This window comes from Candidatus Nitronereus thalassa (assembly GCF_032191465.1).
Classification (GTDB): Bacteria; Nitrospirota; Nitrospiria; order Nitrospirales; family UBA8639; genus Nitronereus; species Nitronereus thalassa.
In genome coordinates, this window is record NZ_JAQOUE010000001.1 from 2,171,800 (window position 1) to 2,198,085 (window position 26,286).

At 49.1% G+C, this 26,286-nt stretch carries 26 protein-coding genes; 10 read left to right on the forward strand and 16 right to left on the reverse strand.

Features of this window, described 5'->3' with window-relative positions; all coding sequences use genetic code 11:
* Positions 1-75: 75 nt before the first annotated feature.
* From PPG34_RS09765 to fmt, 9 genes are all read right to left on the reverse strand, one after another.
* Positions 76-1,257, reverse strand: a complete 1,182-nt coding sequence (locus tag PPG34_RS09765) for a methyl-accepting chemotaxis protein (RefSeq protein ID WP_313833072.1) — start codon at positions 1,255-1,257, stop codon at positions 76-78.
* A 351-nt stretch (positions 1,258-1,608) separates the two neighbouring features.
* Positions 1,609-2,271, reverse strand: coding sequence for an HAD family hydrolase (locus PPG34_RS09770; protein ID WP_313833073.1), 663 nt, complete (start codon positions 2,269-2,271; stop codon positions 1,609-1,611).
* Positions 2,268-2,864 carry a hypothetical protein gene (locus PPG34_RS09775; RefSeq protein WP_313833074.1) on the reverse strand — a complete coding sequence of 199 codons (597 nt, stop codon included), beginning with the start codon at positions 2,862-2,864 and terminating at the stop codon, positions 2,268-2,270. The genes PPG34_RS09770 and PPG34_RS09775 overlap by 4 nt, the downstream gene beginning before the upstream one ends.
* A gap of 109 nt (positions 2,865-2,973) precedes the next feature.
* On the reverse strand, positions 2,974-3,447 hold the full coding sequence (locus tag PPG34_RS09780) for a response regulator (RefSeq protein WP_313833075.1): 474 nt from the start codon (positions 3,445-3,447) through the stop codon (positions 2,974-2,976).
* A 106-nt stretch (positions 3,448-3,553) separates the two neighbouring features.
* Complete coding sequence (locus tag PPG34_RS09785; protein WP_313833076.1) at positions 3,554-4,246, reverse strand: LolA family protein; 693 nt, start codon at positions 4,244-4,246, stop codon at positions 3,554-3,556.
* Complete coding sequence (locus PPG34_RS09790) at positions 4,243-6,582, reverse strand: DNA translocase FtsK (RefSeq protein ID WP_313833077.1); 2,340 nt, start codon at positions 6,580-6,582, stop codon at positions 4,243-4,245. The genes PPG34_RS09785 and PPG34_RS09790 overlap by 4 nt, the downstream gene beginning before the upstream one ends.
* Positions 6,583-6,734: 152 nt before the next feature.
* Complete coding sequence (rsmA, locus tag PPG34_RS09795) at positions 6,735-7,538, reverse strand: 16S rRNA (adenine(1518)-N(6)/adenine(1519)-N(6))-dimethyltransferase RsmA (RefSeq protein ID WP_313833079.1); 804 nt, start codon at positions 7,536-7,538, stop codon at positions 6,735-6,737.
* A gap of 179 nt (positions 7,539-7,717) precedes the next feature.
* Positions 7,718-8,065: a hypothetical protein gene (locus PPG34_RS09800; RefSeq protein WP_313833080.1), complete on the reverse strand. Its 348-nt coding sequence runs from the start codon at positions 8,063-8,065 to the stop codon at positions 7,718-7,720.
* A 102-nt stretch (positions 8,066-8,167) separates the two neighbouring features.
* Positions 8,168-9,115, reverse strand: coding sequence for a methionyl-tRNA formyltransferase (gene fmt, locus PPG34_RS09805; RefSeq protein WP_313833081.1), 948 nt, complete (start codon positions 9,113-9,115; stop codon positions 8,168-8,170).
* A gap of 213 nt (positions 9,116-9,328) precedes the next feature.
* Here fmt and PPG34_RS09810 point away from each other — a divergent pair, with 213 nt between their 5' ends.
* Both PPG34_RS09810 and ruvA read left to right on the forward strand, forming a co-directional pair.
* Positions 9,329-10,081 carry a YebC/PmpR family DNA-binding transcriptional regulator gene (locus tag PPG34_RS09810; protein ID WP_313833082.1) on the forward strand — a complete coding sequence of 251 codons (753 nt, stop codon included), beginning with the start codon at positions 9,329-9,331 and terminating at the stop codon, positions 10,079-10,081.
* A gap of 33 nt (positions 10,082-10,114) precedes the next feature.
* Positions 10,115-10,717 (forward strand): Holliday junction branch migration protein RuvA, encoded by a 603-nt coding sequence (gene ruvA / locus PPG34_RS09815; protein ID WP_313833084.1) that lies wholly within the window; start codon positions 10,115-10,117, stop codon positions 10,715-10,717.
* A gap of 144 nt (positions 10,718-10,861) precedes the next feature.
* On the opposite strand, the gene PPG34_RS09820 is transcribed toward ruvA, so the two are convergent.
* The 3 genes from PPG34_RS09820 to PPG34_RS09830 form a co-directional block, all read right to left on the reverse strand.
* On the reverse strand, positions 10,862-11,044 hold the full coding sequence (locus tag PPG34_RS09820; protein WP_313833085.1) for a hypothetical protein: 183 nt from the start codon (positions 11,042-11,044) through the stop codon (positions 10,862-10,864).
* 96 nt (positions 11,045-11,140) lie between these two features.
* Positions 11,141-11,341, reverse strand: coding sequence for a hypothetical protein (locus PPG34_RS09825; RefSeq protein ID WP_313833086.1), 201 nt, complete (start codon positions 11,339-11,341; stop codon positions 11,141-11,143).
* Positions 11,342-11,467: 126 nt separating this feature from the next.
* Complete coding sequence (locus tag PPG34_RS09830) at positions 11,468-12,625, reverse strand: FG-GAP repeat domain-containing protein (RefSeq protein WP_313833087.1); 1,158 nt, start codon at positions 12,623-12,625, stop codon at positions 11,468-11,470.
* A gap of 280 nt (positions 12,626-12,905) precedes the next feature.
* Here PPG34_RS09830 and PPG34_RS09835 point away from each other — a divergent pair, with 280 nt between their 5' ends.
* Positions 12,906-13,232, forward strand: coding sequence for a hypothetical protein (locus PPG34_RS09835; RefSeq protein ID WP_313833088.1), 327 nt, complete (start codon positions 12,906-12,908; stop codon positions 13,230-13,232).
* 127 nt (positions 13,233-13,359) lie between these two features.
* Here PPG34_RS09835 and PPG34_RS09840 read toward each other — a convergent pair whose 3' ends face one another.
* Entirely contained in the window at positions 13,360-14,094 is a 735-nt protein-coding gene (locus PPG34_RS09840) for a CAAX prenyl protease-related protein (protein WP_313833089.1), read from the reverse strand.
* Between the two features lie 226 nt (positions 14,095-14,320).
* Positions 14,321-15,865 carry a fused MFS/spermidine synthase gene (locus PPG34_RS09845; RefSeq protein ID WP_313833090.1) on the reverse strand — a complete coding sequence of 515 codons (1,545 nt, stop codon included), beginning with the start codon at positions 15,863-15,865 and terminating at the stop codon, positions 14,321-14,323.
* A 204-nt stretch (positions 15,866-16,069) separates the two neighbouring features.
* On the opposite strand from PPG34_RS09845, the gene PPG34_RS09850 reads away from it, so the two are divergent.
* A complete protein-coding gene (locus PPG34_RS09850; protein WP_313833091.1) occupies positions 16,070-16,990 on the forward strand; it encodes a tellurite resistance TerB family protein in 921 nt (306 codons plus the stop codon).
* A gap of 48 nt (positions 16,991-17,038) precedes the next feature.
* Here PPG34_RS09850 and PPG34_RS09855 read toward each other — a convergent pair whose 3' ends face one another.
* Positions 17,039-18,088: an MlaA family lipoprotein gene (locus PPG34_RS09855; RefSeq protein ID WP_313833092.1), complete on the reverse strand. Its 1,050-nt coding sequence runs from the start codon at positions 18,086-18,088 to the stop codon at positions 17,039-17,041.
* A 237-nt stretch (positions 18,089-18,325) separates the two neighbouring features.
* On the opposite strand from PPG34_RS09855, the gene murJ reads away from it, so the two are divergent.
* The 3 genes from murJ (at position 18,326) to PPG34_RS09870 (ending at position 21,176) form a co-directional block, all read left to right on the forward strand.
* Positions 18,326-19,939 (forward strand): murein biosynthesis integral membrane protein MurJ, encoded by a 1,614-nt coding sequence (gene murJ / locus PPG34_RS09860; RefSeq protein WP_313833093.1) that lies wholly within the window; start codon positions 18,326-18,328, stop codon positions 19,937-19,939.
* 109 nt (positions 19,940-20,048) lie between these two features.
* Positions 20,049-20,513 carry a D-aminoacyl-tRNA deacylase gene (gene dtd / locus PPG34_RS09865; RefSeq protein ID WP_313833094.1) on the forward strand — a complete coding sequence of 155 codons (465 nt, stop codon included), beginning with the start codon at positions 20,049-20,051 and terminating at the stop codon, positions 20,511-20,513.
* 96 nt (positions 20,514-20,609) lie between these two features.
* Positions 20,610-21,176, forward strand: a complete 567-nt coding sequence (locus PPG34_RS09870; protein WP_313833095.1) for a hypothetical protein — start codon at positions 20,610-20,612, stop codon at positions 21,174-21,176.
* Positions 21,177-21,243: 67 nt separating this feature from the next.
* Here the strand turns inward: PPG34_RS09870 and bcp are convergent, their stop codons facing one another.
* Positions 21,244-21,852, reverse strand: coding sequence for a thioredoxin-dependent thiol peroxidase (bcp, locus tag PPG34_RS09875; RefSeq protein ID WP_313833096.1), 609 nt, complete (start codon positions 21,850-21,852; stop codon positions 21,244-21,246).
* Between the two features lie 162 nt (positions 21,853-22,014).
* Between bcp and PPG34_RS09880 the strand changes: the two genes are divergently transcribed.
* The 3 genes from PPG34_RS09880 to PPG34_RS09890 all read left to right on the forward strand — a co-directional run bounded on the left by PPG34_RS09880 (position 22,015) and on the right by PPG34_RS09890 (position 26,263).
* Positions 22,015-23,172 carry a 4-phosphoerythronate dehydrogenase gene (locus tag PPG34_RS09880; RefSeq protein ID WP_313833097.1) on the forward strand — a complete coding sequence of 386 codons (1,158 nt, stop codon included), beginning with the start codon at positions 22,015-22,017 and terminating at the stop codon, positions 23,170-23,172.
* 82 nt (positions 23,173-23,254) lie between these two features.
* Positions 23,255-23,710, forward strand: coding sequence for an RrF2 family transcriptional regulator (locus PPG34_RS09885; RefSeq protein ID WP_313833098.1), 456 nt, complete (start codon positions 23,255-23,257; stop codon positions 23,708-23,710).
* 78 nt (positions 23,711-23,788) lie between these two features.
* Positions 23,789-26,263 (forward strand): sulfurtransferase TusA family protein, encoded by a 2,475-nt coding sequence (locus PPG34_RS09890; protein ID WP_313833099.1) that lies wholly within the window; start codon positions 23,789-23,791, stop codon positions 26,261-26,263.
* Positions 26,264-26,286 lie beyond the last annotated feature (23 nt).

A 26,286-nucleotide genomic window follows, 5' to 3' on the forward strand; every position in this document is an offset into this window, starting at 1 on the left:
GTAGCGGGAAGAAAAAGTGTTTAACGATTGCAGATGGCTTTCAGCCAGGAAAAGGGGACCCAGTCGCAAGGGCGTTTAGACCTTAAACGTTCCCACAATATCCTGGAGTTCTTCGGCAAGACCACGCAATTCATGGCTTCGCTTGGCTGACTCCGCAGCTCCCCCACTCGTTTCTTCTCCTACTTGGGTAACCGCCTCGAGATCTTTGGCGATTTGATGAGTGGTCGTGGATTGTTCTTCGGCAGCTGCAGCAATTCGGTGAATCATCTCCGCGGTTTGTAGGACAAGACTTTGAATACGTGTGAGCGCATCACTTGTTTCATTGGCTAACATAACGCCATTCCCAACCCGCTGCGTCCCTTCCTCCATGGACATGACCGCTGTTTTGGTATCGTCTTGGATTTGGCGAATCATTTCAGCAATTTCTTTGGTTGCTTTGGTGGTGCGTTCGGCAAGTTTTCTTACTTCGTCTGCGACTACCGCAAATCCTCGACCTTGCTCGCCAGCACGAGCCGCTTCAATCGCGGCATTGAGCGCCAACAAGTTGGTTTGATCGGCGATGTCTTCAATAGTTCCCACGATTTCTCCGATTTGATCAGAGGATCGTCCCAAGGCTGCAATGACTTCGGAGGATTGCCCGACGGCCTCCGCCACATGCTGCATACTCGCCACCGCCTCGGTGACCACACGATGTCCATTTTTTGCGGTGTTCGAAGCCTCTTGGGCAATATTTGAAGCTTCTTGAGAATTGCGGGCGACTTCACCAGCGGTCATTGTCATTTCTTCTACCGCGGAAGCAGACTGGGTGATCTTTATTTTTTGGGTATCCGCGCCACGAGCCATATCATCTGCGGTGGATGACATTTCCTGGGAATCGAGTGCAACCCGGTTGGTTACTTCTCCTACTTTGGTAATAGACCGTTGAAGTTTTTCAATAAAGGTGTTGAACAATAGTCCCAACTGCCCAATTTCATCTTGGTCTGTCACCGGAACACGTTTGGTCAAATCGCCTTGGCCTTGGGCAATATCCTCAACAATTGCCGTCAACTTCTTGAGAGGAACAATAACCATTTTATGGACGAGCCATTGAACCATTACTAAAGTAGTAACGATGACAGCAAACAAATGGCCAAACGATTGCAGCCAGTCTTGGCCTGAACCAACCACGACATATAATTGAATGCCCGCCTGGACCAACGCGATAGCTCCCAGGACAAGGGCAATTTTTATTCCGATTCTAAAATTGTGAAATGGCATGGTTTCTCCACAAAAAAATCTGTTCTGAATTTTTCTAGTGGTAAGGGAAAAAATTATTAAGCCAATTTTCTCGTATTCTATTCAGCAAAGTCTTTCGGAAATTTTTCAGGCCCAAGACTTTGGCCGTTTGGCTCAAACCTATTGGTTTGTATTGATAATCCATTCGGGATCTGGAGGTCTCTTCTTGATAGGTACTGGATCATACCCACCCTTTCATGAGCAATTTTGACCAAAAAGGCTGAAAATGCTCCATAAACACGATGGTACTTGGGTAGATCTCTGCAAGGAGAGTGAGATCAGTAAAATAGGCCATCTGTAGGGAAAGCTCATATACAGGAACAGGGTAGGCCGTTAGGAAAAAATGGCTAGCAGATCTTCGGGTTTTTCACAAAAGAAGTCCGGGCCAAGGGCCAGTACTTTTTCACGATTTCCATAGCCATATCCCACGGCACAGGCTTTCATGCCGGCCGCCTTTGCCGCTCGAACATCGTTGGTACTGTCTCCGACAAGTACTGTTTTTTCTGGGGCCACTCCTAATTGTGCCAAGATCCGAAACAGCATACCGGGGTCTGGCTTGAGATCGGCCTGGTCGTTAGGACATTCAATAGCGGAAAATGTGTTTCGAACGCCTAACCCATCGGCAATCCTCAGAGTATATTCCAAGGATTTATTCGTGGCTAATGCCTTGGGTTTTCCTTCCAAGATATTCAGCACCGAATCGAGTCCTTCATAGATTTGTGTCGAATCCAGGCAATGAGCCAGGTAATGTTCTCGAAAAATTTTGAGCGCATCTTCATATTGGGCCTCATTGCCTTCGCCAACGGAAAGTCGCAGCAACCGTTTGACCCCATCTCCGACAAAACTAAAAATTTCATCACGAGATCGGGGAGGCAGAGCCAAATCTTTCAAAGTTAAATTGACCGAAGTGGCAATATCGTATTTTGAATCAATGAGAGTACCGTCAAAATCGAAGATGACTAAATCAAAAGAGGTGTTCCCGTTATTGATTATCATGATTTGGCATTTCCTATGGAAGTGCTGAGCCGTTGCAAAGCGGCCTTTCTTCCCTCGTCAGTCTCCTCCAACATGGCCGCGCGAACAAAATCCTTGAGCCGCTTCCTTCCGACATGCGGAGGGAACATCGGCCCGATTATTCGCCAATGGTTCAAAACAGCCCGCACACGAAACAAAATGGTTTCCTCACGTTTTTCTGGTAAAAAGGTGGCAGCCTCCCAATGCATCACCCCCAATATTTGGAACGTCACAGGAATGACAGCTTCAGTGCTACTGATGATATCCCACTCTTCAATATCATCACTCACCTCATAATCACCAACAATCACGACCTGGCCCCAGGGTGGTTCTTCGTCCCAAGCAACATAGGGTCTGACGGCTTCATAAGACAGAGCCTGCAATCGAGCACCTCGTTTATCCAACGAAAGGTATTTTTTTATGATGTCCGCTGGATCGTTCGTCAGATCCCCGGTCAATCCAAGAGCCAGGCCAGGATTGAGCATACCAGCGAACATGCCTATCACACCGACAAAAAAAAACGATGCGGGAATGGGTGTCTTAGAAGCGCAAAATTTTTGAACAAACCGTCTCATGTCATAACCAAAGAGAACGCATGGTGTTGTATAGAGATAACCGTTGCAAACAGAATGAGGGTGAACACAGAAGGTCAAGGCAATAACAGAGGAGAACGTGGCGCGGGCATTAACCTTTGATCAATATGACTAAAATAATTCCGAGAAGAAGCCACAACGGAATGGATAACATGAGGCCCCAAGCCAAACCCTGTGCCGTTTTCAGGCGTCCCTTCAAAGACCGTTTTTCGAGTGCCTTGTCAATTCGAAGTTTGACATCCTCTAAATGAAACGGCTTGGTGATATAGTCTTCTGCTCCACAACTGATCGCTTCCACGGCCGATCCAATAGAGGGATGGCCGGTAATCATGAGAAAGATTACATCTTCGTCCACTTCGCGGATTCGTTTTAGCAACCCCATCCCGTCAAGATTCGGCATCATGAGATCAGCCATAATAATCTCAAAGTCATCCTTTTGATATTTATTAAGGGCATCTTCGCCATCCTCAGCTGTGACCACTTCAAAGTCCAGCGTGAGCAAAAACTGCTTCAACGCATCACGAACTCCTTCATCGTCATCGACTACGAGTATGCGTCCTGACACCGGTCTTTACTCCTTAACATTTTTTCGATCCAACATGTCGGGTGGGATCAAACCGCCACCAAATATATCACAGGTGATCCCCTTGGCCAAAATGCCTCCTTACAGGTCAACCCTGAGGAAGGACATCTTCCACAATTACCACATCTTCTGGGGGATTTAAGGTAAATACCGTATCGTCAATACCGGTATTTGCCTTCACATTGGTGAAACGGAACGTGGAAATATTTCCACTCACTTCGTGCAGAGCAAGCGATCGAATGAAGTAAGTACCTGGTTGGATTTCCGAAATAATACGGGTGACCGATGAGGAACCTAGCTGACCATGATTTTTCGGAATAAGGGTGAGCAAGGGCAATCCGCCTTCACCAGTGCGGCCATTGTCTGTTGGGTGCACCTCAAAATGTTCAGCGAGTTTTCCGGCGCCCTGCAACAAGGCAAGCGGGGCTTTGGTCGCCACCATCATCGTCAGATTGCCCTTCAAAATTTGATTATGCTGTGGCACATACATCTCCAGCCGATCATTGTGGACGTAAATGTGCTCTACCGAGGGTTCAAGATAATCCCACCTCAAACGCCCAGGTTTTTTAATGAAGACACGGCCCGAAGATTGAAGAGGAGTCTCGAATCCCTCAATACGAGTTTCCTGGGTGAACTCTGCACGGAAATCCTTGGTGGCAGCATACCGAGCATCAACGCGGGCGACCAATTCATGGACCTGCTGGTCGAGATTTTCCTTTCCCCAAGCAGGAAAAGAAATCAAGCTCACCGCCATGAGAAACCCTGCGAGAATAATTTTCATCCTGCCCTTTCTTGGATCATACCCTGCGGACCGAGAATTTCCCGACGTCCATCACGTCCCGGCGCACTGACGAGCCCTTCTTCTTCCATTTGTTCGATCATACGGGCGGCCCGTGGATATCCCACACGAAGTCGCCGTTGCAGTAGAGAAGCCGAGGCTTGCCCTGAAGTAAGCACGACTTCCCTAGCTTGCTCATAGACTTCATCTCGTTCCAGATCGTCTTCCAACACCTCGGCGCTTTGAAAAGGCGTTTCGTCACTATAGTCGGGACCGGCCTGGGCTTTGACGTATTCTACCACGCGCCGCACATCCTCATCCGACACATAGGAACCATGGAGGCGAATCAGCCTGCCGGTCCCCGGTGCTAAATACAACATATCGCCAAGTCCCAAAAGCGCCTCGGCCCCATTCGAATCCAGGATGGTGCGGGAATCGGTTTTGGAAGACACTTGAAAGGCAATACGCGCGGGGAAATTCGCTTTGATTAGCCCAGTCACCACATCGACCGACGGGCGTTGTGTCGCTAAAATCAAATGAATGCCTGAAGCCCTCGCCATTTGCGCCAAGCGGGCAATTTTCTCTTCGATCTCTTTGGGGGCCACCATCATCAAATCTGCAAACTCATCGATCACTACCACGATGTAGGGAAGTGGCTCTGTGGTCAGCTCCGCATCTTGATCCGCAAGCAAGTCTGGGGTAGAAGCCGAAGTGGTGGAGTTGGCTTTCGCATCAAGCACCTTGGTGTTATAGGCCTGAACGTTTCGCACACCATGTTCGGCAAGCAATCGATAGCGACGCTCCATTTCTTGTACGACCCAGCTTAACCCGCGCGCTGCGGCTTTGGGATTCGTGAGGGCGGGACGCAACAGATGCGGGATCCCATCATAGACCTGAAGCTCCAGCACCTTGGGATCGATCAACAGAAGTTTGACTTCATCGGGATGGGCAGAGAATAACAAGCTCAACAACATGCTGTTCAAGCCCACACTTTTTCCGGCTCCGGTCGCCCCTGCGACAAGCAGGTGAGGCATAGTTCTCAAGTCAGCTACAAACGGACGACCGAAAATATCTTTTCCCAACGCCATGGTAAGTTTCGAGCGCGATCGCGCGTAGGCTTCACTCGTCAGCACTTCTCGAAAGGCAACAGTTTCTCTAACCGGATTCGGGACTTCGATTCCCACTGTTGATTTACCAGGGAGGGGAGCAACAATGCGCACTCTTGTGGCTTTCAGAGCCATCGCGAGGTCATGTGCCAAATTCACAATGCGAGCGACTTTAATTCCCGGCCCAGGCTCAAATTCATACATTGTAATAACCGGGCCCGGATGCACTTCGGTCACCTTCCCGGAAATACCAAAATTTTGAAAAGCCGCAGTAAGCACACGGGACTGAGATTCCAATATGTCATCAGTCTGTTGCGATTTGGAAACTTCCCCGGGTTCAAGGAGAGCCAATGGGTCTGGTAAATTGTATCCTTCAGACACCTTGCGGTTCATTTCAAAGGTTCTACGGACTGGAGGAATTTCATCAGGTTCCCCCACTTCTAATTCTAATACCTCTTCGGGTACATCCAATTCGGGAAGTGGATCCTTTTTGCCCAAAAAGGATAACGCACTCTCCCGCATGCCCAAACTCCGATTAATTTTCAGTGGCTTATTGGCTTTAGGCGTCCGCCCTCTAGTGGGAAACCTTAACCAACTGAAGGACAGGCGAGGTATTTGAAATCGAAGATTGCTAAGAAAACTCAAAATATTACCCAAGGCCGTGGCGACGGAAAATGGAGCAATAAGAATGACCGCCACAAGAATTAGTGCACACAAGACAATCGTGCTGCCGGTTTCCCCGAACAGGGGAGACAAAACAGGCATACACCATTGCCCCCAAGCTCCACCCGTAATGGAAGTCGCTATCACATTGATGGCAGAGGGACCATAAAATTCAAACAGGGCACTGAGAGACAACACCAACAGAATCCCGCCGATCAGGCTTCGGGCTTTGGTTTCAAGGGTTTCTTCCTGGAACGCTCGAATCCCTTGCAACATGATCAAGATTGGAATCATGAGGGCCGCAGACCCCACAAGCCACACTAAGCCCGCGGCAATGGTGGCACCCACCATCCCAACCACATTCTGCGAAACGCCGTTGGATTCATTGGATGGAGATATCAGAGGCCCGAGCCAGGAAGGGTCCTGTGGTGAATACGACCACACGCTCAAAAATACTAGGACCCCCAGAGTGAAAAGGGAGATTCCAAGGATTTCACGGCTGAGTTTGAAAGGGGGGGAAGACACTTCAGACCTGATGGATTTTCCCCTAGACCTAGGGAATGTACTCATGGGAGAAACTCTAGCACAGGGGGTGAGGTTAATCAAATAAAACCCTTAGTGAAGACTATGTGGTTAAGGCGGTATTACCATTATGATATCAGTCCAATTTTTCCTAAACTCCAAATCCAAATATTGAACTCTATGGAATGGAAACACCCCCCTCAAATGGATCGAAGATGAATGGCCTTCGCAAGAGTGATAAATTCTTGGACAGTCAGGGTTTCAGCACGACGCTTCGGATCGATACGCGCCTCGTCAAATGCCTCCTGAAGGATAGGCATGAGAAATCCTGAGTCACGAAAGGAATTCACCATGGTTTTTCGTCGGTGCGCAAACGCCGCACGCACGGTTTGTGTGAAGAGTTGAGAAAAGGGCTCATCTTCTTTTTCCCCAGAGAATAAGGACAGCGTCACAACGGCAGATTCCACATCCGGCCTTGGACGAAAACACGAGGCAGGAACTTTGAAAGCGACCCGTGACTTCCCCCGGTATTGGCTTAAGACAGATAACGCCCCGTAGTCTTGGCTCCCTGGCTTGGCTGCTAATCGTTTGGCCACTTCCAGTTGCAACATGACGATCATCCGGTTGATCCGAGACGGCTGTTCAAGTAACTGAAACAATAAAGGCGTAGACACATAATAAGGCAAGTTGGCCACCACAACCGTTCCCGGGGGCAAGGTCTCGACAGGAAACTCGAGCGCATCACCCACTTTGAGATCCAGGTTGGGATATGGACAGACCTGCTTTAAATAGGCTGCCAATTTTTTATCGAGTTCAATGGCGATAACCTGCGAAGCTAATTCACACAGCGGCCCCGTGAGCACCCCCCGCCCGGGTCCGATTTCAAGCACGGTGTCTTCGGGACTGATCGCGGCTTCGTGAATGATCTTCCTGACAATATTCGGATCGATCAGAAAGTGCTGTCCAAGCCGTTTAAGGGGGGGAGGAGGGGAGGGAATGGTCATGTTCCCAGACAGGGAATGTTGAAAAAGGGTGTCAGCAGCGTTCTCCCCTTTTTGCCGTGCTCACGTACTAATCCGTACGATCCGCGCGTCAAAAAGGCTGCGGCCTTGCTGGACACACCTTTTTGACCATTCCCTAGTTCTCTTGAAGCTTCATAAGGCATGTTGTTCATTAGAAAAAATTATTTCAATTCAGGTGCATCATCGGTGGGAAGGGGTTCAAGCCCTTTGGTTCCCACTTCTCGAATCAGGTGTTTGAGTTGGCGAAGACACATTTCGATATCGTCGGCAATTTCATCGTACATGTCCCCTCCAGCAAATGCGGTTTCGATCCAATCGATTTGCAAGCGTTTGCCATAAGTGGGGCCAAGTTTTTCTCCCACGGCACCGATCACATAGATTTTCCACTTGTGAAATCGCTCCTTGGCCAATATCGCATTGGTCGTTTGGAGAGCATGAGGCTGGATGGTTTCCAAGTCCTGCAGCTGTTTTTTAAGAAACTCTAAGGCGGCTTGTTCACGATCAGTCATAAGTCCAATCTATCCTTCTCAAATAATTTTGCAACTATGGCTCCTTACCAAGCCCTTACCCTTTGAGAGCATGCTTTTGTTTCATAGAAATCAAGAGGCACCCTAAGGATCAGAAACAAATCGGTCACTGAATTGCAAACCTCGTCCCTGAAGAAATTGCTCTACGGTCATCCGTTTTTTGTTGGCCGGTTGAACCTCCGTGACTCGGAGAAGGCCTTCGCCCGTCCATACCAAAAAATCTTTTTTGCCTACCTCTTGAATCGTTCCGGGTATTGACCCTGATTTTGCTCCTTCCACTGGTTCTGCCGTGGCTTTCCAAATCACCAATCGTTGATCATGCAAAAAGGTATAACACCCAGGCCAAGGAGAAAGGCCTCGGATGCGGTTGGCAATATGCCAAGCAGGGTGGGTCCAGTCGATAAGACCCGCTTCCTTGGTTAGTAAGGGAGCATAAGTCGCCAGCTCCGAATCCTGCGTCTGTGGCGTGATGGTCTGGTTTCCCAATCCCTTCAAAGTTTCCACTAACAACTCGCCTCCGACCTTGGCTAACCGATGGCCCAATTCAGCGGCCGTATCATCGGGTTCAATCGGAACAACCCGTTGCAGCAACATCGGGCCGGTATCCATGCCTGCATCCATGAGCATGGTGGTAATGCCTGTTTCAATATCACCATTGATTAATGACCATTGGATGGGGGCGGCCCCACGATACCGAGGCAACAACGAGCCATGGACATTCACACATCCTCCCGGTGGCAGATCCAAAATGCTTTTCGGAAGAATTCGACCGTAGGCTGTGACCGCTATCACATCAGGACGCCACCCAGCAAGCGATTGCAACAGTTCAGGACTTTTCATTTTTTCCGGCTGCAAAATGGGCAATCTCTCCGTTTGCGCAAGCTGCTTAATAGGCGAAGCCTCCACCGACTGCCCTCGCCCTTTGGGGCGATCTGGTTGAGTGACAACCCCCACGACCTCATGCTCACTCTGGAGTAATGACTCTAACGAAGGGACAGCAAACTCTGGTGTTCCCATAAAAATAATACGCATGAGATTTCCTTACCATTCCAATTTTTCCGAAGCAACAGACAAGTTCACCAACAAGATTCTCGTTGGGAATCTTGGCACATTAACTAATCTTTAACGCCTATATGTTTTTACTTATTATCTCGTTGACACCCCTTGAAACTCTATGCTACAAGCCGAGCCCTGACACGGACCAGATTTAAGTCAAATCTGACAGTTTAACTGAAGGGCTTTTCAATGGGTGGACATAGTCATTGGTCAACCATCAAGCGGCATAAAGGCGCGGTGGATGCCAAGCGTGGCAAAATCTTCACCAAAATTATCCGCGAAATCACCATTGCCTCAAGAGCGGGTGGTGACCCGGATGCCAACCCCACTCTCAGAACCTGCATTGCCAAAGCCAAAGAAATGAATATGCCCGCCGATACAATTAAACGCGCCATTCAGCGCGGGACTGGCGAACTTCCCGGCGTAAACTACGAAGAATTTACGCTTGAGGGCTATGGCCCAAGCGGCACGGGCGTTCTTCTTGAAATCGCGACGGACAACCGAAACCGCACCGTGGCGGAAATTCGAAACCTCTTCGGGAAAAACAACGGGAACATGGCCGAAGCCGGGGCAGTGGCTTGGCAATTCCAGAAAAAAGGTCTCTTCATCGTAGAAGGCAGCGATATCGACGAAGATCAATTGCTCACTTTGGCACTAGAAGCTGGTGCCGAGGATGTCAAAGAAACGGCCGGCGGTTTTGAAATCACCACGGAACTTGGCGAGTTTGAAGCGGTGAAGGAGGCCTTGCAAAAGGCCAATATTGAAACAGCCGTGGCAGAAGTCACGTTTCTTCCTCAAAATCTCGTAAAGCTCGACGAAAAAGCCGCCATACAAATGTTGAAATTGATGGAAATCCTCGATGACCAAGACGACGTGCAAAAAGTTCACGCCAATTTTGACATCCCCGAAGAGATCATGGAAAAAGTCGCGGCGGCAGAGTAATCACCCATACTTCTGCTGGGGCTACCCCTTCCCATGATCGCTAAGCTCACAGGCCAACTCATCACCAAGTCGCCGACCACTATCATTCTCGATGTCCAAGGCGTCGGCTATGAAATCTTTATTCCACTCAGCACCTATTTCGCACTTCCTGACCTTCAAGCCGCCCTGTCTCTCAACATTCTCACCCATGTGCGGGAAGACGCGATCCAACTCTTTGGATTCTTAACTATCCCTGAAAAAGAAGCCTTTGTGATGCTGACTGGAATTTCCGGTGTAGGAGGAAAGCTCGCTCTCAGCGTACTGTCCACCCTCAGCGTGTCGGATCTCATCACCGCCATTCAAACGGATGACACCGATAAACTCGCTTCCGTTCCCGGAATTGGAAAAAAATCGGCAAGCCGCATGGCCCTGGAGTTAAAAGATAAAGTCGCCCGGCTTAACCCAGACTCAGCTGTCCCTACCCAAGCAACCCTTCCCGATCAAATTCAGGACGATGCGGTCTCCGCACTCGTCAACCTTGGCTATCGTCCACGAGACGTCAAGGACATGGTCACCAAAATTAGCCGGGACCAACCCAATTCCTTGCCCCTCGACGACCTCATTCGAGAAGCCCTCAAGCAGCTTTCAAAACACTAGACATTTCTCTTTGCTCTGGTTGAAATCCTCCCTGAGGGTCCGCTCAATTAATCATCGGGAAAACATCTCAGGGCCAGATAACCAGATGGGAAACAAAAAAAGGAATTATAAAAAAGGCATCACGGGATGGGAATTATAGAGGAATTACAACGTCTCGCGAATTTTAGCTCCCCGGTAGGCGTTGTCGACGACGCGATGGAAAAATCTGAGGACATCCACCAGGTCAAACCAAAAGCCGCAATTGAGACAGCGAGCATAGAGTCGTTTCGTGATAGAGGTATAATGTCGTTCTACCATCATGAGCCCGTTGCATTTAAGACATTCCATTCAATGTTCTTTCCGATATTCTTTTACTCGATTATTCTTTTACTCGATGTGACACTTCGGTTCATCGTTCATCAGCCCAGAGAGGAACACTCGTCCTTACCGCAGTCGATTTAAAATCACTGCGATACAGCCCGCCAACAGCCCGCCACCAAAAATGGTGGACCCGATAGAAAAAAAGGCTTCCAGAGAACTTGAATCAGGGGTGCCATATAACAAGTCTCGCACACCGCCCTGCACCATAATCACCGAGAGGGTCATCAGTGACCCCATCCCAAACCACCATGCAAATGTTCGCATCCTACCTCACTGGGAATCCAGCCTAGAAATCGCAACCCTGGCAAGGTTTCATCGGCGATTGATCACTCTATCCACGGATCTTTCATCGAGTCAAGAAAGAGGCTGCTACCTCACACCTCGCAACGATTAACCTTCTTCTGTTTTTGCCAAATTTTCTCGCGACTTGAGTCCATGGTGAAGAAAAATCGATACGCTATTTTTCGCATTATTGGCAATGGCCAAGCCTGGCTGTTCCCCGCGCCCTTTGGCCAGTGTCAAGGAAGTGATGGCAAAGGGACCATACGGTGTTTCATATTGGCGCGGGGGATACTGAAAACTCCCATCCCCTTTCCCATACAGCACAGACATACTTCCCGATTGGATATTCACGACCGCAACATCCATGATTTGGTCTCCATTAAAGTCTTGGGCCAGTCCATGGTTGGGGCCGGCATCCCCTCCTGAATCAATGCCCTCCTGAAACGTCCCATCGCCATTGCCCAAAAACACGGTAATGGTATTCATTTGACCATTGATCACAAAAAGATCCAGCACCCCATCGTTGTTAAAATCGGATAAGGAAACAGACAGCGGGCGTTTGCCTGTCCGGTAATCCGTCGGCATGAGAAAATTCCCATCGCCTTGGCCCAACCAAATCGAGACTGCGCTGCTCATCGGACCGCCATTCGACACGGCCATATCCAAATGTCCATCCTGGTTCAAATCCGCAGTCACCACGGACGTTGGTGTATCTCCATATTCATAGAGGGGACCAAGACGAAATTTCCCAATCCCATTACCGAAAAACAGCTGAAGCTTATCGTTGCGAAGTGCCACCACAAAATCCATCAATTGATCACTGTTGAAGTCTCCCGTCGAGATGGATACGGGGGTCCGGTTGACATGGTATTGCGCGACCACGTCAAAGGTTCCATCGCCATGACCCGCCAAGATGGACACTTGGTCGCTGCCAGAACAGGCAATGGCTAAGTCGAGATGCGCGTCTCGATTAAAATCTTCGATGGCCAGATTTCGCGGTTCACGACAGACTCGAACCGTGACCTGGGCCTGGAAACTCCCATCACCATTACCAAACAACAAGGAAAGGGAATTTGCGGCAATGTTACTCGTGATTAAATCAGTAAACCCATCTTGATTAAAGTCCGCAGCTTGAATGGCTGTAGGATTCTTTTCTACATCGTAACTTTTATAAAGATAAAGCAAGTCAGGCGGTACATAGGTATTTTCCGAAGGACACCCGGAAACGGAAAGCAGCAAGAGAAGAATTGCGAGGGTTCGGACCATCAATCTCACGAATCGGCAGACAGGCTAATAACAAACCCTCATTAGTGAAGGGAAGGATTTCTCCTTTCATTCCCCCAGGGAGACCCTAGAAGGCATAACCACTAAAGTATACGACTTTTCTTCTGGGATTGATATAACGGCATGAAGGTGGGGCCAAAGACCTACCAACCCAACCACCACTAGTGCTAAAGGAAAAAAATGTTCGTATGTTTTCTGGAATGACTGGCAGAGAGAAATAGAAATATGTTATAGATTTTCCCTTACTTAACAGGAGGAAGCAATGGCAGCAGCTCAAGGGGAAAAAGTCAAAATCGAATTATCCATGTACGGTGTCGCTGAAATTCTTAAATGGTGCATCAACGAAAATAAGGGTCGAATTCCTGGTGCAGACACCGCCGTGTTTAAAGAAATGCAAGCCGCCGTCGCGGAAAAACCTACCGCAGGGGATTATTTCGTCTATGACCAATTTTGGAAAAAGCGGAAGATCTTTGAGTTCACAAAAGAGGAAGTGGAAACGGTCGACCGATGTCTTTATGACATTCCCAATATGGAAGGCAAGCAAAACCCTGCAGTCCGTTACAAGTTTTGGGCTGCGCAAGCGGAATAAAAACTGTATCTCCTCGCACGCATCTCGTATTTCGTGGAGGAATCTTTGAACAGTAATTTTCTCATTTCTGTTTGGCTTCACCATTACGAAATACCGTTCACATTTGAAGGCTACCTATAGCCTTCTATCACCACCAGTACCACTCACCAGTGGCCAAGACATGAATCCCGAGCACCAAATTCGTAATGGCATGCGCGATGATGCATGGCCATAACCGGCCCGTCCAATACAATAGCCCATTGTAGCAGATTCCGGCCATCATCCCGGCCAGCCAAAGATTGTGCTCTAATCCAAATAACACCACCGTCGCTGCAAATGATCCCAGTGTGAACGTGCCTAATCTGACGGTTTCAAAATTGGCATTGACCACATAACGAATTAAAAACGACCGCCAAAAAAGTTCTTCCATCACAGGAACGATCACGGACGCACCAAATATTCGAATGCCGGCCAACACCAGGCCAAGCGTCGACCCTGCAACAAAGGGATTGTAATCAGACAATTCCCCTTGAATCGCCCAAGGCCAGTCCATCCGCACCCACAGCGCATACACCCCAAGTCCAACGATGATCGTAACCAGGGCCTCCTGCCAATTCACAAAAATCGAGCCCTTCAATTCATGAAACCGTGACCAGAAAAACATCAAGAGGCTGGCGACCACAAGAGTTTTGATGGGATATGACCATAAATCGAAAGTGCCCTGGTTTCCGTTGGCCTCACTGCCTCCTAGGAACGAGTTGATCGCAATGAATCCCATAAACGCGGCAAAGGGGAGAATTCGAGGCCACATGTCTGACTGAGTGTTTTCCAGACCATCAGCAACGGCACTTCCTCGAGAACGAATCATTTCTTCAACACTCATAGTGCACAACCCTTTCACAAGCACATCATTGATAAAAGGTAGGGGGTCAAGCAGTCATTCCTCCAAGGGCCCAAGATTTCAGGAATACCCACGGCAGAGGAGAGAAGCCCTCCCTCCGCTAAATCGGCGAAAAATGGGTACTCCTTAATGATAAGAGAAGGTCAAAAAGGGTAGGTGAAAAACAGGATACTACCAGCCTGTCAGAAACAGGGATGAATTTAGGTCATCACCCACTGCCCAAGAGAATATTGAAGGGAGAAAAATCATCGGTGAGGATCAACCCCGGGTCCCATTGAGGAGATGGCGAGTTATCTAAAAAGGTAAACACTTCATGGGGCATTTTCCCTTGGTTTAACAGCTCAATCGTCGTATTGGCAAAATCTTGGGAACGCATATCAAACGGTTCCGTAGAAGCAAAAAAGATCAAATTCGCCGAGCCTTTGTCCGTTCGTAACCATGAAGGACCCGGAATGCTAAAGGTCTCTACATGCGGAAATGACGTCTTCATCGTCGAGACCACGGCCTCCGCTCGCATTCGATCTAGTGCTGAATCCGAGGAAGCCAAATTCACCGCAATGACGCCCTTGGGCGAAAGTCGATAACGAAGCTCCTTAAAAAATTCCTCGGTGGTCAGGTGAAAGGGAATTTGGTGACGCGCAAAGACATCCACCCACACAATATCGTACTGCGCTTCGGTACGTCGCAAAAATACCCGCGCATCTTTGACAAAGACCCGATGCTTGTCCCCGGGCGTATATTCAAAAAACTCCTCAGCCGCCTTCACGACCGAGGGATCCATCTCGACCACATCCATGGACAAATCCGGCCAATATTTTTGCAGCCATTTGGCCAATGACCCTCCACCATGACCCAGAATCAGCCCCCGTTGTGGGTTAGGATGCAGTCCAAGAACTGCCATCATCATTTGACTGTAGGGTAAGGCTAATCGGACGGGATCTGGCTCCCACATAATGGCATGAAATGTGTTGTCCAAGACTAGAAAACGTAGCCCCTTTTCATCGCGAACCCGCACCTGCTGATAGGGGCTGTCTTCTTGATAAATTGCTGGTGGCTGCACCAACACGGGGTGAAACCCTACCCAAAGCGCGACCCCAAGGCACGCCAACACGGGAATGACAACCAATGGTCGCGTCCGCCCTGTCCACACCCACCAAAACAAGCCGAACACCATCAACACGACCCCCAACGCAGCAACCAATTTGACGCTTCCCATCCAGGTCAGCAGAAAGAAGGACGTCCCCCAAGTCCCCACGAGGCTTCCAATTGTCGAGACGGCAATCATTCCACCGGTATGGCGGCCTAAATGTCCCATGTCCGCAATAGCTAAGCGAAGCAAAGCAGGTAGAACACCACTTAGACAAAATGCCGGTATACCCAACAAGACACTGGCCGCTAAACAAGGACCCAACCGGGGATCGCCCGTCCAATGAGATACCGTAAACACTACGGGCTGCCCCACCCCTGCCAACATGAGCGTCCAAATCCCAGCTCCAAGGAGAAGGATGGTTAACACCACACCGGGGGAGCGTCGATCAGCCAACCAGCCGCCTGCGGCATAGCCCGTACTCATTGCCGCCAACACCACGCCAATTAAGGCACCCCACACAAATAGAGAAGTACCAAACACCGGCGCCAGGAGCCGGCTCCCTAAGATTTCCAACGCCATGACCACGCCACCGGTTGTAAATGCTGTCAGAAAAAACCACCAGCGTGACCAAGAAGAATATGATTTTTTTGTAGGAGGAGTCATCGTGGGGACATTAGACTGGGAAATAAGCAGATCGAGAATGATTCAAGGCGTTGAAATAATGATATAGCCACTCAAGAATTTATAACCCACGATGAAGATTGAGCCGCTGAGGCACAACCCAAGACAAGCACAAGCAAAAGATGCTATAGAAAGACTCTTTTGAGTGTCAACGCAAGCCCAATTTCCAAGGCCAGAGAGGAAAAAATGGCAAACAAAGACTTCATTCTCGACTTAGGTAAACTCATGATCGGCATTGCCTGGACGGACGGCCAGCTACACCCAGAGGAAATCAATGCCCTCAAAGAACTACTCTTCTTGCTTCCTGATATATCTGGTGAGGATTGGCGACAGCTCGAACTCTATATGACCCATGCGGTAACGGAGGTAGAGCGGGAAGAGTTATTGAAACGCGTGTTGAATAATATTCGGTCAGCCAGCGAACGGGATTTGGCGCTTTCCACCTTGGCGAAACTCATGACCGTGGAAGGAGGGACAGCCAATGCCGAGGTAATCGAATCAATTCGTCAAGATTTAGAAACCAAAAGTACCGGGCTCTTGGCCCACATTATGAGCCCATTGAAGAAAAGCCTTAAATCCCGAGCGAGTCATTACTCTGGAGCATCATCACGGGAAGATCGGATTGAAGACTTCATCAAGAACACCATTTTTTATCAGCTTTCCTCCGAACTAGAAGCTCGTGACCACAAACTGGATATCCCCGAAAACGAAGTCCGAAAAATTTGCTTGGCGGCCGGCCTGATGGCGCATGTCGCATGGGTCGATAACGAGGTCTGTCATCGGGAACGAGAAGCCATGAGCCTGGGGCTTCAGCAACTCTGGGATCTGCCAAAGGATGAAGCCGACCTAATCACAGACATGAGCCACACTCGCATCATGCATGGCTTAGATCTAGTGCGATTAACGACGGGGTTCTGCGAATACACCACTATCGACGAACGCAAAGCCTTCCTCCAATGCCTCTTCGCCATCGCCAATGCCGCCACGGAAACTTCCCATGAAGAAATCGAGGAAATCCGCCGCATCGCCAAAGCCCTCGAACTTCCCCATCAAGAATTCATCAATGCAAAATTGACCATTCCACGAGAAGAGCGCGGAGGGTTATAGACAATTTTGTCATGCAGGGTGCAACGAAGAATCTCTCCTGCTTAGATATTATTCTCGAATAGCCTGAGATCGTTTTTGAGTATAAGCTTCGCGCACAGCCCCATACATGTCTAGCGTGGCAACTTCCACCCCTTCGTACAGATCGAGGTTTTGGGAACGTTCGTTTACGATTTCGGTAGCACGTACCGAGGCTTGCGGAACAAAAGGTAAGATATAGCTTAAAGGATCAAGAAATACATCTCCTACCGTGCCGATTCCATCGCGAACGGTGGTGGGTGGAAGAAATGGGAGTACGAGATAGGGACCAGCCTGCACCCCATGTCTGGCCAGTGTTTGTCCAAGGTCCTCGGCTGGGACAGGAGCCAGATCAAGGTAATCTCCGGCCACATCAAAGAACCCAGCAACTCCGACCGTACTATTGACCAAAAATCTTCCCACTTCTATCCCTGCGTTTTCCCATTTCCATTGCAACAGGTCATTCACGGTACGTGGCACAAATCGAATGTTGTAGATCGCTCGCCCAATTGCCTGCTCCACAGGATCGGGAACCACCCAGGCATATCCAATGGCTACGGGCTTGAGCACATACCGATCGACATTCAGGTTAAAGGAAAACACGTGGGCGTTCACGGATTCCCAAGGGTCTTTGATGACCTCGGTATTGGCATCGTCGCTAAAGGGATCCAGATAGGTACCTTCCACCAACGTTTCTTCTAGCCGCTGCACCTCTGGTTGGTCCATTTCTTTGGTTTCGAAATTTGCGGGATCGGCAGATTCCATTTGTGTAGCTACTTGTTGGGAGTCTCGCTGGATATCCTGAGAATCAGATTCCAGAACAGTAAGCCTTTGTTGGTCTTTGAGCATCTGAATCCGTGATTCAACTGCCGCCAATTGTTGATCTAACTGTTGGGTGGGGTCGATAGAAGTCTGACCGGGTGATAAAGGTCCAGCAGAGATTGAGACGTTTTCTTCAGCTTCGACCAGTACGGTACTTCCAAACATTAGCGAAAAAACTAGAACACCGAAAAACAGAAACTGGCCTAGGATTTCCCTCCACGACCGTTTTTCGCCACACCTGAAACACAATATTCTAATCATAAAGACAACTCCTTACGGATGAACAATATTACCGATCGAGGACGCTACAACATGGGGTCGTGAATTCTTAGAAATTTTTTGGCAATTTCTCCCCGTTCCTCTTTCGGTTCACCCTGAAAGACCTTTATGAGTATATTCTTGAACCTTTGATCACCATTTTTTTGGTTTTGTGAGTTTAGGGCACGATGTGATGATGGACATTCAACTTATTTACACATCCTGCTAGAATCGGGGTGAATGTCTGACATACCCCAACCACCCCCTTCTTCAAATCCGCCACCCGATGCCCATCGCTCCATTGCGGGAGCCGCGGGTCTTATCGGGTTGGCCACCTTCAGTAGCCGAATCCTCGGTTTTATCCGTGACATGCTTTTGGCTCGTCTTCTGGGAGCATCCGCGTCGGCGGATGCCTTTTTTGTCGCCTACCGCGTGCCCAACCTTCTGAGAGAGTTGCTGGCGGAAGGCTCTATGTCCTCGGCCTTCATTCCCGTGTTTACTGAATACCACACCCTTCGAAGCAAAAAAGAGACTTGGGAATTGGCTAGCGCTGCCTTCACGACACTACTTTCGATCGTCACGCTGATTACACTTATTGGCGTGGTTGTCGCCCCTACGATTGTGTGGTTATTGGCGCCAGGCTTTCATGACGACCCCACGCAGTTGGAAATAACCACGGTTCTCACCCAAGTCATGTTTCCCTATCTGATTTTTATCAGCGTAGCCGCGTTGACCATGGGCATCCTAAATTCGCTTCGGGCCTTTGCCGCTCCAGCGCTCGCCCCGGTGTTTTTTAATATTTGTGTAATCATGGCTGCGTTGTTTCTTGCTCCATTACTGGAAGAACCGGTTATTGGGGTGGCCATCGGTGTAGTGATCGGCGGGCTCGCCCAGTTGGTCATTCAGCTTCCTGGGGTGCACAAACGTGGGCTGTTGTTTCAATGGCGCTTTGAACCTGGGCACCCAGGTGTCCGGCGAATGGGTCGACTCATCATCCCTTCGTTGCTGGGCATGTCCGTCACGCAAATCAATATTACGGTGAATACAATTTTGGCTTCCTATTTTGACGGGGGGCCGACCTACTTATTTTACGGCATGCGGCTCATTCAATTTCCATTGGGCATCTTTGGAGTAGCTTTGGCTACCGCGATTCTCCCTACTCTTTCAGCACAAGCCGCCAAGGGAGCCATGGACGAACTGCGAGAAACGGTCGACTTCGGATTACGGATGATTGGATTCATCATTCTTCCCGCCATGGCCGGTCTTATCTTGCTAAGGATTCCCCTCGTGCATCTATTCTTTGAACATGGGGCCTTTTCTTCTGCCGACACCGAAGGCACTGCCACGGCACTTCTTGGATATGCCGTCGGCCTGTGGGCCTTCGCAGGTATTCGAATCATCGTCGCCGCCTTCTATTCGATGCAGGATACGAAAACTCCAGCCATAGCCGCTGTGGCCGCCATGTTCATGAATATCCTTTTAGCCCTCAACCTCATGGGGCCTCTCCAACACGCAGGATTAGCCTTAGCCACGGCTCTTTCGGCAATGTTAAATATCACAATCTTGATCGCGGTCCTCACGCATCGGTTGCATGGCATTGATTGGTGGCATGTTGGAAAATCTTTGGGACGAGTCCTCATTGCGACTATCCCCGTAGCGTTGGTCTGCATGTGGATCTCCTCTTTAGGAATCTGGCAACGCGAAGACGAATGGATCACCAAAGGAATACTAGTGGCGTTAGGCATTGGAATCAGCATGGGAGGCTACATGGGCACACATGCCTTATATCGCTCGCCAGAGCTGGACGTGTTGTGGCAACTGGTGCAATTAAAAGTGCTTCGTCGAACTTCGTAATTCGTGAGGAGTAATCCGCAAGCCGTGGAAAAAATCCGATCTTTCTTTTTTTCCGTCGCCTCACGGTTTATTCTTCACACATAACGTCCCAAAGGATAAAAGCACGCTCATGAAGGCGGTGATCCAACGAGTCTTGTCGGCTTCGGTCGAAGTAGAACAGAAATCGATTGGACAAATCGGAGCAGGATTGCTCGTGCTCCTCGGTGCAGAAAAAGGCGATACTCCGGCAGATGTGGATTACATGGTAGAAAAAATCCCGCATCTTCGAATCTTCTCCGATGACCAAGGAAAAATGAATCGGTCGCTCATGGATTGTGGAGGGGAGCTTCTGGTAGTCTCTCAATTTACATTACTTGGAGATACCCATCGTGGCCGACGTCCTGGCTTTGATCAGGCTGCCTCTCCCGATCTGGCTAGGCACCTTTACGACTCTGCGATTGCCAATTTTCGCGAAAAAGGCATTCCCGTCCAGACTGGAATGTTTGGGGCAAACATGTTGGTTTCATTGAAAAATGACGGCCCAGTGACTTTTACTCTGGACAGCCGGAAAGGAATTTCGGGTAACATACATTAAGGACGACTTTTTCGTTTCCGATAATGGAACGTAGACACCGGCAGCCCGGACTGAACTTGGGGCTACCCAGTGAATGATTAGGTGGGAGGGTAAACCATGGAAGAGACGATTCCTCAACATCATCCACTCAGACAATTATTTGGCACGCTGACCGAACGCAACTTCACCGAAGCCTTAGGGTGGCCCGATTTCAACGTCACCGAATACCTTTCCAATCTACTCGTAGAATTCGTCCACGTCGACCGGTTGCACTGCATTCAAAATCAACAAGGGGAAACCGTTGAGACTGTGGTGGAACTTCTTTTTGAGTCGGAAGTTCAGGAGGACATGAATTCCTCTGAACGCGAGCGGGAAGTCCACCGACACATTGGGGACTTTACCCTCTTTATCGCTGGGTTATTTCCAGAATACCTTAGCTATTTGAAATCAGGGGGAATGATCTATCACAAAGACCATCTCGTTGATTATATGAAAACCGGAAAACGCTCTTATAGCATTGTAGCGGCTTCGCAGCAGGGCGAGTCCAATGAGCAACCAGCCCTGTTTCAAAAATTATCCTCAAACTTTGAACTCTGCGTCACTGGGCTTGGGTTCGTCCGAGAAGACCTGAATCGCATGGGTCATCCTCCCTATCAGGAATCCTCCAACCTGTTGCTGCACTGAACAGTCTTCCAAAGACTGCGTAAAGAAAAAGATATTGTTAATGCCTTACCCATCACGCGTTACGGTCCTACGGCATAATATCCAGCTCGCCTAATACTTCCTCCAAGTGGCCATCGACTTTGACTTTGTGGAAGATATCATCAATCTTTCCGTTCTCATCGATGATAAATGTGGTCCGCTCGATGCCCATATACTTTCTGCCATAGAGAGACTTTTCCTTCCATACCCCGTAATCACGAAGCATTTTTTTACTTTCATCGCTGATCAATGAAAAGTTTAAGTTAAATTTTTTCGCAAACTTTTTGTGCGACTCCACGGAATCTCCACTCACGCCAAGCACCTCAGCCCCACTCCCATGAATTTCCTCAATACCATCTCGAAATGCGCAAGACTCTTTGGTGCAACCGGGAGTATCATCTTTGGGATAAAAGTACAGCACGACTTTTTTCCCTTTGAAGTCCGACAGACTCACGATTTTTCCATCCTGATTGGGCAAGGAAAACGCCGGGGCTTTTTGTCCAACCTTTAACTGCACCGTGGATGCCGGGGGAACGGGCTTACTCGCTTTGGATGGCTTTGTTGTCTTTTTCGCTGGCATGCCCTTCTTTGTGGTTGTGGTCTTTTTGGAGGATGTCTTCTTTTTGGTCGTGGTTTTTTTCTTCCCCATATTTGCCATGACTGCCCTCTCCTTGTTTTTTCGATTTTGGAAGTGTTTGAGCCCTCGAAACGTTCCGTTTGCTCGATTGAGCAAACGGTATTTTCACCAGGAATCCTCTGAAATAGTATGATATACCGATGGTGGAATCCAAGCACCCTTTAGAGAAAAGATGAGACGGAAATGAATATTGTCGTTGATGAAAATATCCCATTGGGGAAGGACGCTTTTTCTACCTTGGGAAACGTTTCAGTATTACCTGGTCGCCAAATCTCCTCAAGTTACCTTCAGGAAGCGTCGGCGCTCATAGTGCGTTCCGTAACCTCCGTGAATAAAAAGCTACTTGCTGGGACGCCGGTAAAATTTGTTGGAACCGCCACCGCGGGAATTGACCACATCGATCAGGAGTACTTGAATAACCAACAAATTGGCTTCGCGGACGCAGCCGGAAGCAATGCCAATTCGGTGGCAGAATATGTACTGACGGCTCTTGCCATCATTGCGCAACGATTTCAGATCTCGCTAAAGGGCAAAACTCTTGGGATCGTTGGTGTTGGCCGAATTGGCCGGCTTGTGGCCAACCATGCCAAAGTACTGGGCATGGAGGTGATTCTTAACGATCCTCCGTTAGCTCGAAAATCACAAGACCAATGCTATCGACCGTTAGAAGAGGCATTGCAAGCGGATTTTGTGACTCTTCATGTTCCTCTTATTAATGAAGGGGTGGATAAAACGGTTCATTTAATAGGGGAGAAAAAACTTGCCGCTATGTCTTCCTCTTCAATTTTGTTTAACACTTGCCGAGGAGAAGTCATTGACAATCACGCATTGCTCCTTGCCCTGAAAAATCAGCAAATCCAAGGGGCGGTTCTTGATGTGTGGGAAGGCGAGCCCTCTATTCATTGGGACCTGGCCCATACTGCCACTATCGCCACTCCCCACATCGCAGGATATTCCTTTGATGGGAAAATTAAGGGCACCTCAATGATTTATTCAGCGGCCTGCGACTATTTTGGAATCGCACCTACCTGGAAATTTACAGAAGATGCCCCCCCCCTCTCTCATCCAGGGAATGCTATTAACGCCCATGGTCATAATTTGGAGCACCTTCTTGTTCAATTAGCCCCACGGCTCTACGATTTGCAGGGTGACGATACCCGCATGCGGTCCTTGTTAGTTTTACCCATGCCCCAACGCCCCACTAGGTTTGACCAACTTCGGAGACAGTACCCAAAACGCCGAGAGTTCTATGCCTTCCCGCTTCTTTTACAAGATGCAGATCCTGGCGTTCTTTCAGACCTGGACCAACTTGGGTTTTCAATTCATCAATTTGAAAAATAATGAATTTTTGATTGACGTATTGACAAAATGACAAATCATGATTTAAATTACCGTAATTCCTACCGGAATTGTGTTGATTTAAATGATTAAGGTGCCCTTAAAACTCACATATGGAATTTTTGTCGCTTTGGAGCTGGCTTTGCGTTATGGCACAGCCCCGGTCCAAGCTAGGGTCATTGCCAGTCGACAATCAATTCCCATTCGATTTATTGAGCAAATCTTACAAGCGCTAAAGCAGGGAGGAGTCGTCGAGAGTTTACGGGGCGCCCAAGGCGGGTATTCTCTGAAAAAGGCCCCATCCGAATTTTCACTGGCAGATATCGTAGAAGCCATGAATGGCTCCATGGATTCGGATGTACGGCAAATGACGACCAATGGACACACAAAACGACCTATACACCATGAGGCCTTATTATCTACAATATGGGACCGCGTTCGCCAAGCAGAACTCGAAGTATTGAATTCGGTCACTTTGGAAACCCTGACACAACAATACGCCAAGCTGGAACAAGAACAGGTTCCCATGTACCACATTTAAGTTATTTGTATTTTCGTCTTGAGAAATGGCAAAAATGACCATCGACATTTCCCTACTGATTCTTCCTGGAGGCGCACCATGAACACGGGCCGGCTATCAACCATTCCCGAGATCCAGACCATCCCTATTCCTCAAGATATTCAGGAGGAAATTGAGACGTTTGAAGATGAAGTCTCTCGTTTGCAATTAGGCGAAACCCCGATGGATCTCTTTAAACCGTTCCGTCTGCAATATGGCATCTATGGGCAACGCCAACCTGATGTACAAATGGTCCGTATTAAAATCCCGTTCGGGGGACTCAATGCCAACCAGCTTCGGCGAATTGCCGAATTGACGGACACGTATGGAACTGGGGTGGGCCATGTCACCACTCGACAAGATATTCAAATCCATTTTGTGCCATTAAAGGATGTTGGAACCGTCATGCGCAAACTCGCCGAAGTCGGCGTCACCACAAGAGAGGCCTGCGCGAATACAGTACGCAATGTTACCGCCTGCCATTTGGCTGGCGTATGCCAGGGAGAGGTGTTCGACGTCACACCCTATGCCAATACGATTGCGCAGCATTTGCTCCGCAACCCATTAACGCAATCTTTGCCGAGAAAATTTAAGATTGCTTTATCAGGGTGCAAGCAGGATTGTGCCATGACGCCAATCCACGACGTTGGACTCTTAGCCGTTAAAGCCGAGGATGGCACCATTGGGTTCAGGATGGTCGTAGGTGGTGGATTGGGCGCTGCTCCCCGCATTGCCCATTTACTGCGGGAATTCGTTCCTATGGAAGATCTCATTCCTTCTATCGAGGCCGTGATTAAAGTCTTTGATAACCTTGGCAACCGGAAAAACCGGAGCAAAGCTCGCATGAAATTCGTCATTGAGAAACTTGGCTTTGAAGAATTTCGGCACCGGTGGGAAGAGGCCTATGAAACGTTGTTTGGCAAATCGCCAACGCACCCACCCATTAAATTGCTCCAACACCCTGATCCCGCACCACTCATCATGCCGACGAAAAACGGATCGAATGGCCATGGCAGCAACGGGCAACACGCGGCAACCGAAACGCCCTATGCCATGTGGCGCCGCACAAATGTGGTAAAGCAACGGCAAGAAGGATTTGCTGCTGCGGTATTAAGACTACCTACCGGAGACATCACCGCCGAGCAAATGCTCGCCGTTGCGGAATTGGCGGAAAAATATTCCAATGGCAACGTCCGCACGACAATTGGACAAAACCTCATTGTTCGATGGATTGCCGAGGGACAATTGGAAGCGCTCCACCAAGAACTGGAAGGCCATGGGTTGGGCCAACCCGGCGCGAATAAAACAGAAGACATTGTCGCCTGCCCAGGAACCGACACTTGTGGGTTGGGCATCACCTCCTCCAAAGGTATGGCCCGCGCCCTGGCCGATGTGTTTCCTCCAGGCCAAGTACCGGAGGATTTAAAAGGTACCACCATTCATATCAGTGGTTGCCATAATTCGTGTGCCCAGCATCATACGGCCACGATCGGTTTACATGGCGTCGGAAAACGCATCGGCGAACATATTGCCCCGGTGTACGAACTCCATCTTGGCGGGCAAATCAATGGCACCGCTCAGATTGGACAAATGACCGTCAAACTCCCGGCAAAGAATGTCCCGGCTGCAGTATCCCACGTGGTTGAGCTGTATCGACGAGAACGGCAAGAAGGGGAAAATCTGTTCGCCTTTATCAATCGAACCGGCAAAGCCAAATTGAAAGAAGAATTAATTCCTCATTCAATTTTACCCTCCTACGAAGAAGACACTTCGTACTATATGGACTGGGAAGCCGATCAGGAATTCTCCGTCGAAGACCTTGGACCTGGGGAATGTGCCGGCGGAGCGGTTGAGATGATCGACAACCGCATCTTGGAAGCCGAACAGGAACTCTACCAAGCTCGAATTTTAGCCGAAAAACATCAGTTTGCCATGGCAATCAATAAAGCCTATCGGGCGGTAGTCGCAGGCGCGAAAGCCCTATTAGTGACCGAAGGTATTGATCCGAATACGGACGCCGATACCTTGGCAGAATTTGATCGATTTGCTGCAGGAAAAAATGGACTCATTCCGGAAGCGTATCGCAATCTTTCCAGCAAAACCGAAAATCTTGGAACCAAGGAGAGCACCTCCGCGTTTACTCAAGATAAAATGACTTTTGCGAAAGGATTCGTGGATGTCTGCCGAAAATTGACCGACCAGATAGGCCAAGACCTGAAACTCGGACTGGGAGAAGCTTCGGAAGAAGAGCCAAAGGCTCCAGAATCAGAACCCACTGTCGCCAACGAGCCAGCCGTCGAGGCGACCATCCTTGACCTTCGTGGCGTCATGTGTCCACTCAATTATGTGAAGACCAAATTGAAACTCGAAATGATGGATGATGGCGAACGCCTCGAAGTGTGGCTTGATGCCGGAGATCCCATCAAGAATGTGCCCATGAGTTTGCGAAATGATGGGCACAAAGTACTCGCGGAAGATCCGCTAGAAGCCGATCAGCAACATTTCAAAGTGTTGGTGGAAAAGGTAGAAGCCTAAATCGAAGAGTACGGGTAGTGAGA